This is a genomic window from Bradyrhizobium murdochi (assembly GCF_000472965.1).
Lineage (GTDB): Bacteria > Pseudomonadota > Alphaproteobacteria > Rhizobiales > Xanthobacteraceae > Bradyrhizobium > Bradyrhizobium murdochi.
This window is the reverse complement of sequence record NZ_AXAU01000001.1, coordinates 460,572-476,775: the sequence shown is the minus strand read 5'-3', so window position 1 is coordinate 476,775 and position 16,204 is coordinate 460,572. Positions and strand designations below refer to the sequence as shown.

Annotated in this window: 13 protein-coding genes; 10 read left to right on the top strand and 3 right to left on the bottom strand. The window is 62.8% G+C overall.

Annotated elements, in window-relative coordinates:
* Positions 1-18: 18 nt before the first annotated feature.
* Positions 19-552 (top strand): GNAT family N-acetyltransferase, encoded by a 534-nt coding sequence (locus tag YUO_RS0102455; protein WP_028345872.1) that lies wholly within the window; start codon positions 19-21, stop codon positions 550-552.
* A gap of 1 nt (position 553) precedes the next feature.
* Here the strand turns inward: YUO_RS0102455 and tpiA are convergent, their stop codons facing one another.
* Complete coding sequence (tpiA, locus tag YUO_RS0102450) at positions 554-1,306, bottom strand: triose-phosphate isomerase (RefSeq protein WP_028345871.1); 753 nt, start codon at positions 1,304-1,306, stop codon at positions 554-556.
* Positions 1,307-1,558: 252 nt separating this feature from the next.
* On the opposite strand from tpiA, the gene YUO_RS0102445 reads away from it, so the two are divergent.
* The 4 genes from YUO_RS0102445 to moaC all read left to right on the top strand — a co-directional run bounded on the left by YUO_RS0102445 (position 1,559) and on the right by moaC (position 5,973).
* Positions 1,559-3,460 (top strand): peptidylprolyl isomerase, encoded by a 1,902-nt coding sequence (locus YUO_RS0102445; RefSeq protein WP_028345870.1) that lies wholly within the window; start codon positions 1,559-1,561, stop codon positions 3,458-3,460.
* Between the two features lie 154 nt (positions 3,461-3,614).
* Positions 3,615-4,628 carry an anthranilate phosphoribosyltransferase gene (trpD, locus tag YUO_RS0102440; RefSeq protein ID WP_028345869.1) on the top strand — a complete coding sequence of 338 codons (1,014 nt, stop codon included), beginning with the start codon at positions 3,615-3,617 and terminating at the stop codon, positions 4,626-4,628.
* A gap of 19 nt (positions 4,629-4,647) precedes the next feature.
* Positions 4,648-5,469 carry an indole-3-glycerol phosphate synthase TrpC gene (gene trpC, locus YUO_RS0102435; protein ID WP_028345868.1) on the top strand — a complete coding sequence of 274 codons (822 nt, stop codon included), beginning with the start codon at positions 4,648-4,650 and terminating at the stop codon, positions 5,467-5,469.
* A 3-nt stretch (positions 5,470-5,472) separates the two neighbouring features.
* Entirely contained in the window at positions 5,473-5,973 is a 501-nt protein-coding gene (gene moaC / locus YUO_RS0102430; RefSeq protein WP_028345867.1) for a cyclic pyranopterin monophosphate synthase MoaC, read from the top strand.
* A 94-nt stretch (positions 5,974-6,067) separates the two neighbouring features.
* On the opposite strand, the gene YUO_RS0102425 is transcribed toward moaC, so the two are convergent.
* The gene (locus YUO_RS0102425) at positions 6,068-6,661 is read right to left on the bottom strand and encodes a CGNR zinc finger domain-containing protein (RefSeq protein WP_028345866.1); all 594 of its coding nucleotides are present in this window, start codon (positions 6,659-6,661) and stop codon (positions 6,068-6,070) included.
* Positions 6,662-6,791: 130 nt separating this feature from the next.
* On the opposite strand from YUO_RS0102425, the gene YUO_RS0102420 reads away from it, so the two are divergent.
* The 3 genes from YUO_RS0102420 to YUO_RS0102410 all read left to right on the top strand — a co-directional run bounded on the left by YUO_RS0102420 (position 6,792) and on the right by YUO_RS0102410 (position 12,344).
* Positions 6,792-8,216: an amidase gene (locus YUO_RS0102420; protein ID WP_028345865.1), complete on the top strand. Its 1,425-nt coding sequence runs from the start codon at positions 6,792-6,794 to the stop codon at positions 8,214-8,216.
* A complete protein-coding gene (locus YUO_RS39555) occupies positions 8,213-9,496 on the top strand; it encodes an MFS transporter (protein WP_235782606.1) in 1,284 nt (427 codons plus the stop codon). Before YUO_RS0102420 ends, YUO_RS39555 begins: the two co-directional genes overlap by 4 nt.
* A gap of 118 nt (positions 9,497-9,614) precedes the next feature.
* Entirely contained in the window at positions 9,615-12,344 is a 2,730-nt protein-coding gene (locus YUO_RS0102410; RefSeq protein ID WP_035725775.1) for a bifunctional diguanylate cyclase/phosphodiesterase, read from the top strand.
* A gap of 946 nt (positions 12,345-13,290) precedes the next feature.
* Here YUO_RS0102410 and YUO_RS0102405 read toward each other — a convergent pair.
* Positions 13,291-14,526, bottom strand: a complete 1,236-nt coding sequence (locus tag YUO_RS0102405) for a flavin-containing monooxygenase (protein WP_028345863.1) — start codon at positions 14,524-14,526, stop codon at positions 13,291-13,293.
* 48 nt (positions 14,527-14,574) lie between these two features.
* Between YUO_RS0102405 and YUO_RS44450 the strand changes: the two genes are divergently transcribed.
* Together YUO_RS44450 and YUO_RS0102395 are read left to right on the top strand one after the other, a co-directional pair.
* The gene (locus tag YUO_RS44450) at positions 14,575-15,159 is read left to right on the top strand and encodes a MarR family winged helix-turn-helix transcriptional regulator (RefSeq protein WP_198027956.1); all 585 of its coding nucleotides are present in this window, start codon (positions 14,575-14,577) and stop codon (positions 15,157-15,159) included.
* A gap of 15 nt (positions 15,160-15,174) precedes the next feature.
* The gene (locus YUO_RS0102395; protein WP_083754432.1) at positions 15,175-16,149 is read left to right on the top strand and encodes a Bug family tripartite tricarboxylate transporter substrate binding protein; all 975 of its coding nucleotides are present in this window, start codon (positions 15,175-15,177) and stop codon (positions 16,147-16,149) included.
* Positions 16,150-16,204: the final 55 nt, after the last annotated feature.

Below are 16,204 nucleotides of genomic sequence, written 5' to 3'. Positions count from 1 at the left end.
TTGCGGAAATTCATCCTGATGTCGGACATCCTGATCAAAGCCTTGAACCCGTCGCCCGAAACTTGCGCGATGCTCGGTGATTTGCTGATCGAAACCGTGGCAAACGGTGGCTCGGTCAGTTTCATGCATCCACTGTCACAGAAGACGGCCGAGGCGTTCTGGTCCAACTCGCTTAGCGCTGCAGGCCGCGGCGAGCGGATCATCCTTGGCGCCTTTGACGGGGACAGGCTGATCGGGACGGTCACGCTGTTGCTCGACCTTCCGCCGAACCAGCCGCATCGCGCCGAGATCGCGAAGATGATGACGCGCATCAGTCACCGCCACCGCGGCGTCGCCACGGCGCTGCTGCGCGAGGCCGAGCGGCTGGCGATCGCGCGCGGGCGCTGGTTGTTGGTGCTCGACACCGCCGAGGACGAAGGTGCGGCGGGACTGTATGAGCGGATGGGATTCAAGCTGACCGGCGTGATTCCGGATTACGCATTTAAACCCCATGGGGGGCTGACGGGCACGCTGATCTACTGGAAGCGGTTGCAGGAAAGCGCGCCCGCCTGAGTTAGCAGGCCTCCGCAATCGCCAGAAAGTCCACAGCTTTCAGGCTGGCGCCACCAACCAATGCGCCGTTCACATCGGCAACCGCCATCAGTTCGGCCGCATTGGAAGGCTTGACCGATCCGCCATAGAGAATCCGGATCTTGTTGCCTTCGGCCTTAAATCGGCTGGTGAGAACATCGCGGATAAAGCGATGAACTTGTTCGACATCTTTTGGTGTCGGCGTCAGACCGGTGCCGATCGCCCATACCGGCTCATAAGCCACTACCAGATTGGCTGATGTCGCGCCGTCCGGCAACGAACCGGCGAGCTGCCCGCCGCAGACATCCAGCGTCTGGCCGGCATCGCGTTGCTTCTGGGTCTCGCCGATGCAGACGATCGCCACCAGGCCCGCCCGCCAAGCCGCTTCCGCCTTCTGCCGGACCACCGCATCGGCCTCGCCATGATCGGCACGCCGCTCCGAATGCCCAACAATGATGGCGGTGGCGCCGGCATCCGCCAGCATTTCCGCCGAGAGATCGCCGGTATGGGCGCCCGAGGCCTTGGCATGGCAATCCTGCGCCCCGACCGTGAGTTTTGAACCGAGCGCTCTATCGGCAAAGCCGCCGATCAGGGTGGCCGGAGGGCAGACCAGCAGGTCGGCCCTGCCGGCCAACGCACCCGCCCCCGCGATCATTGCCTCGAATTCACCTAAGGCGGATTTCAGGCCGTTCATTTTCCAGTTGCCGGCGATCAGCGGCCGGATGGCATCGGTCATGTCGATTGTCCCGCAAATGTCAGCGTTCTAGATGCGCTAGCAGAGCCACGCCGCCAGTTCCAGATACCCGTCGGGCGATCCAGGGGCCATTGACCGCTTCAAATAGCCCGCACGGGCGAGGTTGCGAGGGGGGCGCGGCCACTTTATGATGCGTTTTCAACTCGGTGACGCCTTGTTGCGGAATTCGGTCCCGGATCGAATTCCCTTGGGCACGACCCGGTTCCCCCTCTCCTTTAAAAACAAGTTGGACCCATGCTTCGAGGAATTCGGAAAGCCTCATCAAACTGGCTCGGCAAGGTTGTCATGGCCGTCGTGATGGGCGTTTTGATTGTCAGTTTCGCAGTTTGGGGTATTGCCGACATCTTCAAGGGATTTGGCCAGTCGTCGCTCGCCACGATTGGCAAGACCGAGATTTCCACGGAGCAATTCCGCCAGATCTACACGGAAAAGCTGCAGCAGCTTGGCCGCAGTTTCGGCCGTCCGCTGACCCCTGAGCAGGCCCGCGCCTTCGGGCTCGATCGGCAGGTGTTGCAACAGACCATCGCCGAAGCCGCGCTGGATGAGCAAGCCCGGCGCAAAGGGCTTGCCCAGTCGCAGGAAGAGACCATGCGGCTGATCTACGACGACCCGAATTTCAAGGGATTGGGCGGCAAGTTCGACCCACAGCGATTCCAGGCCACGATCCGCCAGTTCGGATACACCGAGCAGCGCTATCTCGCCGAACAGCGGCGCGTCGGGCTGCGGCGCCAGATCGTCGGCGCCGTCTCGGCCGGGGCGGAGCCACCGAAGGTCCTGATCGAGGCGCTCGCCCGTTTCCAGAACGAGCAGCGTTCTATGGAGTACGTCACGCTCGACGCGGCGCAGGCCGGCACGATCGATCCGCCGTCGCCCGAGGCGCTCGCCGCCTATTTCGAGGATCGCAAGACCCAGTTCCGCGCGCCTGAGTATCGCAAACTGTCCTTTGTCGTGATCAGCCCCGAAGAGATCGGCAAGTGGACCGAGGTCTCCGACGAGGATGCGAAGAAGGCCTTCGAGCAGCGCCGCGACCAGCTCGGGACGCCGGAAAAGCGCGAAGTGTCGCAGATGTTTTTTCCGAACGAAGGCGAAGCCCAGGCCGCGCGCAGCCGCATCACGTCGGGAACATCGTTCGACGACGTCGCCAAGGAGCGCAACCTCAATCTGGCCGACGTCGATCTCGGCGTGATCGCGAAGAACGCAATCATCGATCCGGCGATTGCGGATGCCGCGTTCTCGCTGCAGTCAGGCGAAGTCAGCCAGCCGGTGCAGGGCCGGTTCGGCGTAGCGCTGGTCAAGGTCGGCAAGATCGAGCCGGGTGTGACGCCGACCTATGAAAGCGTCGCAGCGCAGGTGAAAAAAGAAATCGCGACCGAACGCGCGCGCGCCAAGGTCAACGAAATCCAGAACAAGATGGAAGACGAGCGCAGCGGCGGCGCCAATGTGGTCGAGGCTTCGCAGAAGCTCGGCCTCAGCCCTGTCACGATCGAGGCCGTCGATCGTTCCGGCCGGGCGCCCGACGGCCAGCCGGTGGCGAATATTCCGCGCGGCCTCGACGTGGTTTCGCAGGCCTTCAACAGCGATATCGGCGTCGACAACGAACCGATCCAGTTTGCCGGCGGCTATGTCTGGTACGACGTGCTCGGCATTACGCCCTCGCGCGAGCGCTCGCTCGACGAGGTGCGCAGCCAGGTCGAGGCAAAATGGCGCGAAGACCAGATTTCGAGCAAGTTGCGCGCGAAGGCAACCGAGATGGTGCAGAAGGTCGAGCAAGGCGGCACGCTCGCCGCCGAAGCGGCTGCGGTCGGAGCAAGGGTCGAGACTGCGACCGGTTTCCGCCGCGACGCCTCGCTTTCAGGCGTGCCCTCCGCCGCCATCACGGCCGCATTCCGGACGCCCAAGGACGGCGTCACGCAGACGCCGGGCACCGGTGGCAGCGAGTGGATCGTGTTGCGCGTCACCGACGTGACGGTGCCGCCGGTCGACATGGCCTCCGATGAGCTGAAGAAGTTGAAGGAGACGTTGCAGCGGGGCCTGACCGACGAACAGATCGCGCAATACGTGACCAAGATCGAATCCCAGATTGGCACCTCCATCAACGCGGCCGCCTTTGCGCAGGTGACGGGCGCGAACAATTGAGCATAATAACTCACCTCATCCTGAGGAGCGGCCACTTGGCCGCGTCTCGAAGGATGAGAGCCGGGCCTCATGGTTCTCCGAGCGATGCGAAGTATCGTCCGGAGACGGCGCAAGAGCCGCCTCACCATGAGGTCTCGATTTTGAAAGCCAAACGATGGACGACCTCAAATCTATCATCGGAAAAGTAGCCACCGGCGCGACGCTGTCGCGTGACGAGGCAGCCTCCGCCTTCGATGCCATGATGTCCGGCGAGGCCACGCCCTCGCAGATGGGCGGGCTATTGATGGCGCTCAGGGTTCGCGGCGAAACCGTCGACGAGATCACCGGCGCGGTGGCGGCGATGCGCAGCAAGATGCTGCGGGTCAAGGCGCCTGCGGACGCGGTCGACGTCGTCGGCACCGGCGGCGACGGGTCCGGTTCGGTTAACGTCTCGACCTGCGCGGCCTTCATCGTCGCAGGCGCCGGCGTGCCCGTCGCCAAGCATGGCAACCGCGCGCTGTCGTCGCGTTCGGGGGCTGCCGACGTGCTGGCCTCCCTCGGCGTCAAGATCGACCTCACGCCCGACCAGGTCGGCCGCTGTGTGCAGGAGGCCGGCATCGGCTTCATGTTCGCGCCCGCACATCACCCCGCGATGAAGAATGTCGGCCCGACCCGCGTCGAGCTCGCCACCCGCACGATCTTCAATCTGCTCGGGCCGCTCTCCAATCCGGCCGGCGTCAAGCGCCAGATGGTCGGCGTGTTCTCCAGGCACTGGGTGCAGCCACTGGCGCAAGTCTTGAAAAATCTCGGCTCCGAATCCGTCTGGGTCGTCCACGGCTCCGACGGGCTCGATGAAATCACCCTCACGGGTGCGAGCTTTGTCGCCAGCCTCGACAACGGAAAGATTACTACGTTCGAGGTGACTCCGGAGGACGCGGGGCTCACCTGCTGCAATGTCGACGCGCTTAGGGGCGGCGATGCGGACGCCAATGCGCTGGCGCTGCAAGGCGTGCTCAACGGCAAGCCCAGCCCCTATCGCGACGTCGCGCTGTTGAACGCCGCGGCGGCGCTGATCGTGGCCGGCCGTGCCAGGGACCTGAAGGAAGGCGTCGCGATCGGCGCGAAATCGCTCGACAGCGGCGCGGCGGCGGCACGGCTGAAGCACCTGATCGCGGTCTCACGCGGCTGAGTCCAAAGGGGCGCTAGAAATGTCCGATATCCTGAGCAAGATCGAGACCTATAAGCGCGAAGAGATCGCTGCGGCCAAGCGCGCGCATCCGCTTGCTGAGGTCGAGGCTCGCGCGAAAGCGGCACCGCCGCCGCGCGGCTTCGTCCGCGCCATTCGGGAAAAACTCGCCCGTGGAGACTACGCGCTGATCGCCGAGGTGAAGAAGGCCTCGCCGTCGAAGGGGCTGATCCGCGCCGATTTCGATCCGCCGGCGCTGGCCAAGGCTTACGAGGCCGGCGGCGCGGCGTGCCTATCGGTACTGACGGACGCTCCCTCGTTCCAGGGCCATCTCGATTTCATGGTGGCGGCGCGCGCGGCAACCAATCTGCCGGTGCTGCGCAAGGACTTCCTGTTCGACACCTATCAGGTGATGGAAGCCCGCGCCCATGGCGCGGATTGCATCCTGATCATCATGGCTGCGCTCGACGATGCCGCCGCGAGGGATATCGAAGACGCGGCGATTGCGCTCGGCATCGACGTACTGATCGAAATCCACGACCGCACTGAGCTCGACCGCGCGCTAAAACTTCGTTCGCCGATGATCGGCGTCAACAACCGTAACTTACGGACCTTCGAGACCACGCTTGCGACCAGCGAGGCGCTGGCGCCGCTGATCCCGCGTGACCGCCTGATGGTCGGCGAAAGCGGTATCTTTACGCCTGATGATCTCGCCCGCCTCGAGCGCGTCGGCATGTCGACCTTTCTGGTCGGCGAAAGCCTGATGCGGCAGGCCGATGTGACCGCGGCAACCCGCGCATTGCTGGCACGTTCCGATACGGCCCGCGCGACCGGGACCGGCTAGCAGATGGCGCGGAAGGCTTCCAAGGGCGGCGCCCTGACCCATATCGACGCCGCCGGCGAGGCGCGGATGGTCGACGTCTCCGCGAAGGCAGCGACCGAGCGCACCGCCATCGCCGAGGGGCGTGTCGTCATGGCCAAGGGCACGCTCGATCTGATCGTCTCCGGCAATGCCAAGAAAGGCGACGTGCTAGGCACGGCCCGCATCGCCGGCATCATGGCGGCAAAGCGCACATCGGAATTGATCCCGCTGTGCCATCCGCTGGCGTTGTCCAAGGTGACGCTGGACATCACGCCTGACAAAAAACTGCCGGGGTGCATCGTCCGCGCCACCGTCAAGGTCACCGGCCCGACAGGCGTCGAAATGGAAGCGCTGACGGCGGTGTCGGTCGCGTGCCTGACGATCTACGACATGATCAAGGCGGTCGAGCGCGGTGTTCGCATCGAAGGCATCCATCTCGTCGAGAAGAGCGGCGGCAAGTCCGGCCACTATCGCGCGGAGCGCTGAGCGCGGCGACGCCCTCTCAATTGTCACGCACGTGTGACCATTGCGGTACGGAAGGTGCTTCGTGCAGTTTTGCGAAGCCATCCACGCAAGTGACCTATTCAGCGTTGCGCTGGCGCTCGCGATAATTCCTTGTCTTCATGCGGTTCCCGCACAATGACGACATGCACCATCGCCGCGTGGCGGGCTTCGAACGATCGAAGAACACGCGGCGGCATTCGTCGGAAGCGCACATTTTCAGCCGATCAAGCGTTCCATTTCTGGAGCCGTCGTAGAGCTCCGCAATGATCGATGAGAGCCCCGCCAGCGCATCGTCACGCGCTGGCTTAAGCACCATGCCGCCATCATCCCTTGCTGTCGCGAGCAGCGGAAACAGTTTGAGCACTTTGTTCAGCGCGCGGACCGAGTCCCTGTTCTTGCTTCGCTCAGGCGGATCACGCTGCAGATAATCGCGGATCAAGCTCCTGAGCTCAAGCGCGGTTGCGAGCATCGCCGGCGAAACCCTCGCGTCCGCGAGCAACAGCCCACGTTGCCGCATCCACACTGCGAATTCCTTCGCGCTTGCCAGTTCATCACTTTGCGGATGCTGCACGCCATGATGCGTGAAATGCCTTACGTCGAGCGTATTGGCGAAATCGTAGAGATTGGCCAACTCGTCGGGAACCTTGAACTGTCTGGACAGTTTCGACATTGCAACACCAGTAAAGCAGATTTACCGGTTGACATCAATAGACACCGGTATAACGTCTATACCGGTGTTGACGACGGACGATGGTCCTTCGCCGGAAGATTCCAGGCGCCGCATCGCTGACGGAGGCAGGATGGATATTTGCACCGACGATCTGCACTACCTTGAACTCACGGAGCTTGCGGCATGCATCAGGACCCGCAAAATTTCTCCGCTGGAAGCGACCCGTGCGCAACTCGATCGCATCGCCGCTTTAGATGGCGAACTCGGCAGCTACGTCCGGGTGATGGCCGATGCTGCGATGGCGCAAGCCGAAGCTGCGCACGCCGAAATCGCAGCGGGCCGGTATCGCGGGCCCCTGCACGGTGTTCCAATTGCGGTGAAGGATCTATTTTGGACAAGGAATGTTCCGACCGCTGCCGGTACCGTGGTCCACGGCGATTTCCTGCCGGATGAAGACGCAACGGTGGTGCACCGCCTGAATGAAGCCGGCGCGGTCGTGCTGGGCAAGCTCCAGCTAACGGAAGGCGCCTATTCCGACCACCATCCATCCGTAACGCCGCCAAAGAATCCGTGGAATCCGGAGTACTGGCCGGGCATTTCATCAAGTGGCTCGGCCGTCGCAACTGCAGCGGGGCTCTGCTATGGCTCGCTCGCGTCCGATACCGGCGGTTCGATCCGCTGGCCGTGTGCCGCCAATGGTCTTACCGGCTTGAAGCCAAGTTGGGGACGCGTCAGCCGCCACGGCGTGTTCGAACTCGCAGCGACATTGGACCATGTCGGGGTCATTGCCCGGAGCGCGACGGATGCCAGCGCCATGCTAGGCATCATCGCCGGACCCGATCATGCCGATCCCACAGCCGTCCTCGATCCTGTGCCCGACTATCTGGCTGCGGCGGAACAGGACGTAAGAGGCCTGCGGATTGGCTTCGACGCGAAGTGGAGCAGCGACGGCGTAGACGTTGCGACCCAACAGGTACTGGGCGAAGCAATCAAGGCGTTACGTGCCCTTGGTACTGACATCGTCGATGTGCGGTTTCCCGACGTGAAGCAGGCCGTCGCCGATTGGGTACCGAATTGTGCGGTGGAGGCAGCGGTCGCGCACGAAGCAACCTATCCCGCCCGCAAGGACGACTATGGCCCGGTCCTCGCCGCCGTCATCGAGGCAGGTCGCGCGTTATCCGCTTCCGACTACCAGAGAGTCCTGCTGCGGCGGCTGGAATTGCGCGGCCGGATCGCATCGCTGTTCGAGACAATCGATCTGCTGCTCATTCCGGTTCACCCATTTCCACCCTTGACGCTCGCCATGATACGGACGCTCGGCGACCGGCCGGACCTGATCGCCAGATTGCAGGAATACACCTGCCCGTTCAACTTGACCGGTCATCCCACGATCACGCTGCCCGGCGGGTTTTCCGCAGCCGGAATGCCGATCGCGTTTCAGCTTGTGGCCGCCAATCTCGACGAAGCCACGCTGGTACGCGCTGGCGCAGCTTTCCAGAGGGTCACATCCTGGCATCGCCGCCATCCGTCGCTGAGCGCATGGAGGCAGCATTGAGTGTCCAGTCAGCGTTGCCCAATTCCCGCATCTTCTATGGCTGGTTTGTGGTGGCTGCCGCTTTTGCCGTGACCTTTGTCGGCTTCGGCTGCGCCTATACGTTCAGCGCGTTTCTCGACTCGTTGCAGCGCGATTTCGACGCCTCGCGCGGTTCGGTATCGCTGGTGTTTTCGCTGGCCGGCTTTCTCTATTTCGGCCTCGGCATCGTCAGCGGTCCCCTCGCCGACCGCTATGGCTCCCGCCGCCTCGCGCTGGCGGGCATGCTGCTGATCGGCCTCGGGCTTGCCGCGGCAAGTGCCGCGCGCAACCTGGTCGAGGTGTACGCAGCCTACGGCCTCGGCGTCGGCCTTGGTGTCGGCTGCGCCTATGTCCCTTCGGTCGGCGCGGTGCAGCGCTGGTTCGTGCGGCGGCGGGGCTTTGCCTCTGGTCTCGCCGTCAGCGGGATCGGGGTTGGCACACTGGTGATGCCGGCGCAGGCAGCGTTCCTGATCGAGATGCTCGGATGGCGCGGCGCCTATCTTGCGCTCGGCGCATTCGCCGCGATTGTCGGCGGGGGGATGGCGCTCCTTCTCGAGAACGATCCGCGCGGCCGGGGCCTCAGTCCCGATGGCGATCCACTCCAGCAGGGAGCCATGTTGACACAGGCCGAAGGTGCTTCGGTGCGCGAGGCGATCCGGTCGCGACGCTTCATCTCGCTATACGTCGCCTGCCTGATCTGCTCGTTCGGCTTGTTCGTGCCGTTCGTGCATCTCGTTCCCTATGCCGCGGACCACGGCGTCCCGGCCACATCCGCCGTGCTGCTGCTAGGCATCATCGGCATCGGCAGCACGGCCGGCCGGTTTTTCCTCGGCGGTGTCGCCGACCGGATCGGCCGCCAGTCCGCCCTGCTCCTGCTCTTCGCGGGCATGGCGATCGCGTTGGCGATCTGGACAATCTCAACGACATTCTGGCCGCTTGCCGTTTTTGCGTTCGTCTACGGCATGATTTACGGCGCCTGGGTCGCCGTGCTTCCGGCCGTCGTGATGGATGATTTCGGCGGCCGCAATGTCAGCGGCATCATCGGCATTCTCTACACGAGCGTCGCCTTCGGGACCCTGATCGGTCCCAGCGCTGCCGGCTTCGCGTTCGATCTCACCCACGACTATACGCTGCCGATCCTGGCCGGCGTTGCCGCCAACATCCTTGCAGCAATTATCTTCGTCACGACCCGGACGCCTGGGGATGGCTGGAACCCGACCCTCCCCTGTGGTTGTCACAGCCCCCAGTCGCCACCGAGCTAACCATTCGTTAACCAGACTTCCTAACGTCAACTCCATCCCGGCGCGGTATCGATTGTATAGGCCGGATTTGGGAGGACGCCGCTTCCGGCAGTTCATGTCCCGGCAGCGATCGCGTTCCATGGTTTCAACCGGCACCAGATCATTGAAGATCGCGTTCGCCTTTCGCGGCGGCCCGATCCGCTGGTTGATCCTGGGCGGTACGCTTTTGATCGCCACCATCGCGATCGGCGCGACCATTATGGCTGGCAATTTCCGCGAGCGCGCGCTGCGCAATAGCGAACGCGAGCTGGAAAACACCGTGCTGCTGCTCGCCCGCCATTTCGACCAGCAGCTCGAAGATTTTCAGGTCGTTCAGAAGGACCTGATCGCGTTCATGCGCTCCAGCGGGATCGCCACGCTCGAAAACTACAAGCGCCGGATGTCCGGCCATGAAATCCATCTCATCCTGAAATCCAAGATCGACGCGCTGTCCTATGTCGGTGGCATCAACATCTTCGACGCCGATGGCAATCTGATCAATGCGTCGGCCGCCTGGCCGCCGCCGCCGGTCAACTCGGCGGACCGCGCTTACTTCAGAACATTCAAGTCCGGCCCGCAATCGCCGGAGATGCTGGTCGAGGCGGTCTACAGCCGCATCACCGGCGCCTGGACCACCGTGATCGCGCGCAAGATCACCGGGCCGAACGGCGAATTGCTCGGTGTCATCGGCCGCGGCATCGAACCCGTCCATTTCGAAAAGTTCTTCGCAACAGTCGCGCTCGGCCCCGGTGCCTCCATCGCCATGCACCACAGCGACGGCACGCTGCTGGCACGCTATCCGCATGTGACGGAGCTGGTCGGCAAGAACTTCAGGACCGGTCCGGCCGCCCAGCGGCAGGTCTTCGAACTGCCCCGCAGCACCTCGCGCCTCACCAGCCCGATCGACGGCGAGGACCGGCTGATCGCGTCCCGCGCGCTGACCAATTTTCCGATCGTAATGGTCGCCTCGATCACCACATCGACCGCGCTAGCCGACTGGCGCGAGCAGATCGGAATCCTGATCGCCGTCACCGGGTTTTCCGTGCTGGCGATCGCCGCGCTGCTGTTTCTCGTCGTCCGCAAGCTTTCCTATCAGCACCGCGCATCCAAGCAGCGGCTGACGCTGGAAAAGCAGCGTCTCGACACCGCCGTCAACAACATGACGCAGGGCCTGTTGCTGTTCGATGCGAAGCAGCAGCTCATCATCTGCAACAGGCGATACCTCGAAATGTACGGCCTATCGGCCGAAGTCGTGAAGCCGGGTTGCAGCTTCCGCGAGGTGATCGCCCATCGCAAGGAGACCGGCTCGTTCGTCGGCGACATCGATCACTACGTCGAGATGGTGCTCCGCGACATCGCGCACCGCAACGCCATGGTGATATCCACGCCCGACGGGCGCTCGATCCAGGTCGTCAACGAACCGGTGGCGGACGGCGGATGGCTGGCGACCCATGAAGACATCACCGAGCGGCGGCGCGCCGAGGAGCGCATCACTCACCTCGCCCATTACGACTCGTTGACCGATTTGCCGAACCGCACCCTTTTCCACGAGCGGCTCAAGCGCGAATTGTCTTACGTCGCGCCGAACCGGCCACTGGCAGTGCTCTATATCGACATCGACGAATTCAAGAGCGTCAACGATTCGCTGGGCCACATGATCGGCGACGAACTCCTGAAATCGGTCGCGGCCAGCCTCGCCGCCTGCACGCGGAGATCAGATTTCGTGGCCCGGCTCGGCGGCGACGAATTCGCCATCGTGCAGACCGGGATCGATGATATCGACGACGTGATGAAGCTCGTCAGCCGCATCTTCGAGGCGATCCGCTCGCCCTATCAATGCCTCGGCCACCAGGTCACCACCGACGCCAGCATCGGCATTGCGCTCGCGCCGCAAGACGGATCCGATATCGACCAGATCCTGAAGAACGCGGATCTGGCGATGTACGCCGCCAAGGCCGCCGGCCGCCGCACGTATCGCTTCTTCGAACCGGAGATGGAAGCCGAGGTCCGCGCCCGCCGCAGCCTGGAAATGGACCTGCGCCAGGCGCTCGTCGACGGCGGCTTCGAGGTCTATTACCAGCCATGTCTGAGCCTGCAGACCAACGCGATAACCGGCTGCGAGGCGCTGGTGCGCTGGCGCCATCCGCAGCGCGGCATGATTTCGCCCGCCGAGTTCGTGCCGCTCGCGGAGGACACCGGCCTGATCAACCAGCTCGGCGAATGGGTGCTGACCATGGCCTGCAAGGAGGCAGCGACCTGGCCCGGCAATGTCAGGCTCGCGGTCAACGTCTCGCCGACTCAATTCAGGAGCGGCACGCTGGCGCTGAAGGTGATGGCGGCGCTCGCCGCATCGGGCCTCGCGGCGAGCCGGCTGGAGCTTGAGATCACCGAGGCCGTGCTGATCAGAGATGACGAGGCCGCGCTCGCCGTTCTGCACGACCTCCGCGCCATCGGGGTTCGCATCGCGCTCGACGATTTCGGCACCGGCTATTCCTCGCTGAGCTATCTGCAGCGTTTTCCGTTCGACAAGATCAAGATCGACCGCTGCTTCATCACCGATATCGACGAGCCGGAAGGCTCCTCCTGCATCGTGGAAGCGGTGGTGAACATTGCCGCCGAACGCCACATGACGACGACGGCCGAAGGCGTCGAGACCGAACAGCAGCGCGACTTGCTGCGCGAACTCGGTTGCTCGGAAATGCAGGGTTACCTGTTCAGCGCGCCGAAGCCGGCGGCGGAGATCAGGCCGCTGCTGCATGAGGATCGGCAAGGCCCCGAGGTGGCACCGGGCCGGCCGCGCAAGCGCAAATCGGTTGCGCGGACGGCGTAGCGGTTTGGAGCAACGCTGTTCATTCATCATTGCGAGCGACGCTATCTCCTCGTCGTCCCTGCGAACGCAGGGACCCATAACCACTGACGTTGGTTGTGAACGGGATTGCGGCCCAGCGCTGCACCACGTAAACATTTGTGGCTATGGGTCCCGGCTCAAGGCCGGGACGACATCGATGTGTGTTCTTCGATTCGAATTCAAGCAACGGAGAGGATACACGTCCGCATTCTCGCAGCATGATTTGCCCGAGTTGTACTGTTTCGCTTCGCCCTGAAAGTGAGAGGGCGCAGGGAATGCCGGGTGCTTTGCTGCACCCGCGGTCTCGCGTGCAAATGCACTTAAAGAGTGCGCACACGAGCATACAGGTACAGCCGGAGCAGCCCGGCATTCCCTGCGCGATGGGTTGACGGCTTATGCCGTGCTCTCCCTGGAGACGAATTCCTCTTGCCTCCATCGCCGACAGATTAGCGATTCATCGAACCCGGTCGGGTTTCGAAGAACCTCCGCCGGCTTAACACCAGCCACGGGTGCCAGGACCACACGGTTTTGCCGTACGCAGCCTCCCCTGCCAGAGACTTCAACCAGCCAAGTGCTTGCTGGCCAAAATTCTGGCGGAGGCGTTTAAGCGCCGTACGTCCTGCACGCTGTGTCCGCTCACGGATAACCGCCCTGCGATCACATCCACGCGCCCGACGCTGCCGCGTCCACCGCAACCCGCCCCAACGTTCGTGACGATGGCCAACGCCCCTCTTCTTCGGGACGGGATGGCCGGAGTTGTAAGGGTGATTTGGGTCTGGCGCGAAGCGGAATATTTTTGCGGGCAAGGCTGGACAGGGCAAATCAGCTTGAAGTTGCACGAGAAAATCGAGTATTGGCGCAAGCGGAGAGTCTCATGAATTCTGCCGCCTTTAGCCAGCAAGTGAGCTCAATACGATAGAGCCGCCGCTCACCGCCGGCCCACTGCGATCTGCTCAGCGAGGTATTCGGCGTCTTCGCCCACTCCCCAAAGAAAGGACGACTTGACCTTGTACATGCGGAGCAATCCGAGAAAGTACAGCCCTGGCACGGCTGTCACGCCGCGATGCTGCTTTGGCGCGCCGCGCTCGTCGAACACGGGACAGTCGATCCAACCGAAATCGTACCGGTAACCTGTCGCCCAGACCACGGCAGTAATGCCTGCCTCGCGCATGTCGAGAACGTCGATCTCACGAAGAGGCTCCGGAGCCTGCCTTAGAAGGGGGTCGAATGCCTCCTCGGGTGGCAGTGCCATTCCCTCGCGTTCGATAAATGCATCTATCGTCCTGACGAACTGAACGAAGCTTGCGTCGCCCGCTTTCAGGTTCTCATTCAGATCGGCGGCGAAGTGCAAACGGCCGTCTACGATATCCAGCAGACTTCCAAGCAGAGTAATCCCCTCGCGGGCGATTTGCCGCAGATCGACCGTGCGGCCACCGCGCACTCCCGTCATCAGTGGCGCCTTAGCGTTGCGCCACTCTGGTGGCATTCCCTCGCTCGTGTAATCGGTCATGCCGCTCGCTTCCAACCACCAGATCAGGTCGTGCCCCCTGTACCGGCGAGGCATGCGGCGATGGCGCCGGATTGAATAAAAGACCTTGCGGCCGGCCTCGCGCAGCTCCTCGGCAATCTGGCAACCCGAACCACCGGATCCAACCACGAGCACATTGCCGGCAGGAAGGTCGGATGGCCGGGTATAGCGGTTCGCTGTGACTTGATGGATTGAGAACGGAAGCGACGCGCTGCACAATGGAATGGACGGGAGTTGGAAGGGGCCTGTCGCAACCACCACGTTTTTCGCTTCCAGCGCAGTTTGACCGGTCTGCAGGAGGAAGCTCCCTTGGTCCGTCTGCCGCAGGGAGGTAACGTTCACTCCGCAGCGCAGCGGAGCGGCAATCCTGACGGAATAGTCCGCGACGAACCGCGCCACGCCCTCCCGGTCCATGAAGCTGTCAGGCTGATCGCCGGCATACGGCTGACCTGGCAGGCGAAGCATGATGTTAGGAAATTGGAAGACCAGCGAGTCCCAGCGTTCGCTGTGCCAGCGCTCGGCGACGCGCCCTCGTTCTAGCACCACATGCTCCCGACCCTTGCGGGCGAGATGATAGCTCATCGAAAGGCCGGCCTGGCCTCCGCCGATGACAACTGTCTCGACGCTTTCCGGCATCCTTCACTCCCTACTGGCCAAGTTGACTCCAATGATATTATCATTATAATGATCGTCATTATTATGATTATATGCACGATAATGGCAAGACGTTCTGTACCCCTCGATACGGATCGCCCGATTCAGGTGCTAACCTGGAAGGGCGGCGTGCCCATTCGCCGCGTTCCTGTGGCATTGGCTCGCCGCTTTGCTCAGCTCTGCACGGGAGTGGTGGCGGAAGTCTTGTCGGGCGAGGACCTGGCGCCGCTCGAATACGCTGTGCTTGTCTATCTCGGCCACGAGCCGGACATCGACCAGATCGGAGTTGCAGCGCGATTGGCCATCGATCGCAATTCAGCGAGCGTCCTTGTCGAAAAGCTTGAAAGGCGAAAGCTGATAGAGCGCCGCGTGGATAGTGCCGACCGCCGGGCTCGGCGGTTACGCCTGACACGACGCGGCCATGCGCTCCAAGAACGGCTCCGCGCACCTATGCGCGCGGCCCAGCGCCGTATCCTTGAACCGCTTGACCCGGCTGAACGGGAATTGTTCCTGGATCAACTCGTCAAAATCATCAAAGCCAACGAAGCCTACGCCAAGCCCGGCGTCGGACGCCGCCGGCGCCAACTCTCGCAACCATCGAAGACGGCCAAATGATCAAGGAGGATCATCATGGACAAGTTGCGACGCATTCTGTTGCTGGCCACCCTTACAGGCATGGGTCTCGCTTCTTTCGAGTCGCCACTCCACGCGGAATCGTGGCCGCTGCGTGCCGTGCGTATAATCATGCCGCAGCCCGCGGGAACCGGGTCTGACCTAACGGTTCGTCTATTTGCCGAACGTCTGGCTACCCGGTGGGGCAAACCTGTCGTGGTGGAGAATCGCCCCGGTGGCGACGGAACGGTTGGTGTGTCAGCCTTCGCAGCGGTGCGCGACGATCATACGCTGCTTTTCTCAGTAAGCGCCCCCTTTGCGCTTCAGCCATTGATTCAGGAGGCGCTGCCCTACGATCCGGAGCGCGATGCAGTACCCATCGCCATGGCCTCTGACATCACCTTGGTTGTGGCAGTGAGCGATGGAGTGCCCGTCACCTCACTCGGCGATCTCATCACCTACGTGCGTTCGCATCCAGGACAACTGAATTGGACCGCCGGACCGGGCTTGCCTCGCTACGTTTTCGCTGCGTTTAGCAAGCGGCTCAATCTTGATTTGACCTACATCTCATACCGCGAGCTTGCGCCCGCGATTCAGGATCTAATGTCGGGTCGATTGCACGTCATCATTCATGGGCTATCCGTCGTGCGCGCCCCAATCGAGGCTGGAAAGGTTCGGCTACTCGCCGTCACCAATCAGCAGCGCGCTGCCGCTGCCGGAGAAACGCCGACCGTTACGGAGGCCGGATTTCCTGACTTGGCGATGGACGGCCTGAGCGGCTTCTTTGGGCCGCGAGACTTGTCGGAAGCACTGCGTGGCCGTCTTGCCAAGGACATTTCGGCGGTAGCCATGGATCCGACCATCGCAACGCGCCTCACCGCCGCCGGGCAAAGCCTGCGCACCAGCACCCCGCAAGAATTCTCGGACGTGCTCGCTGCGCAACGACGGCGAATGGAGGAAATCGTGCGTATTGTCGGTAAGAAACCAGGTTAGCGTCTGGTGAGGATTGAACGTATTGATGCCCGGGTCGCCATCGAAGAGCGCCTTG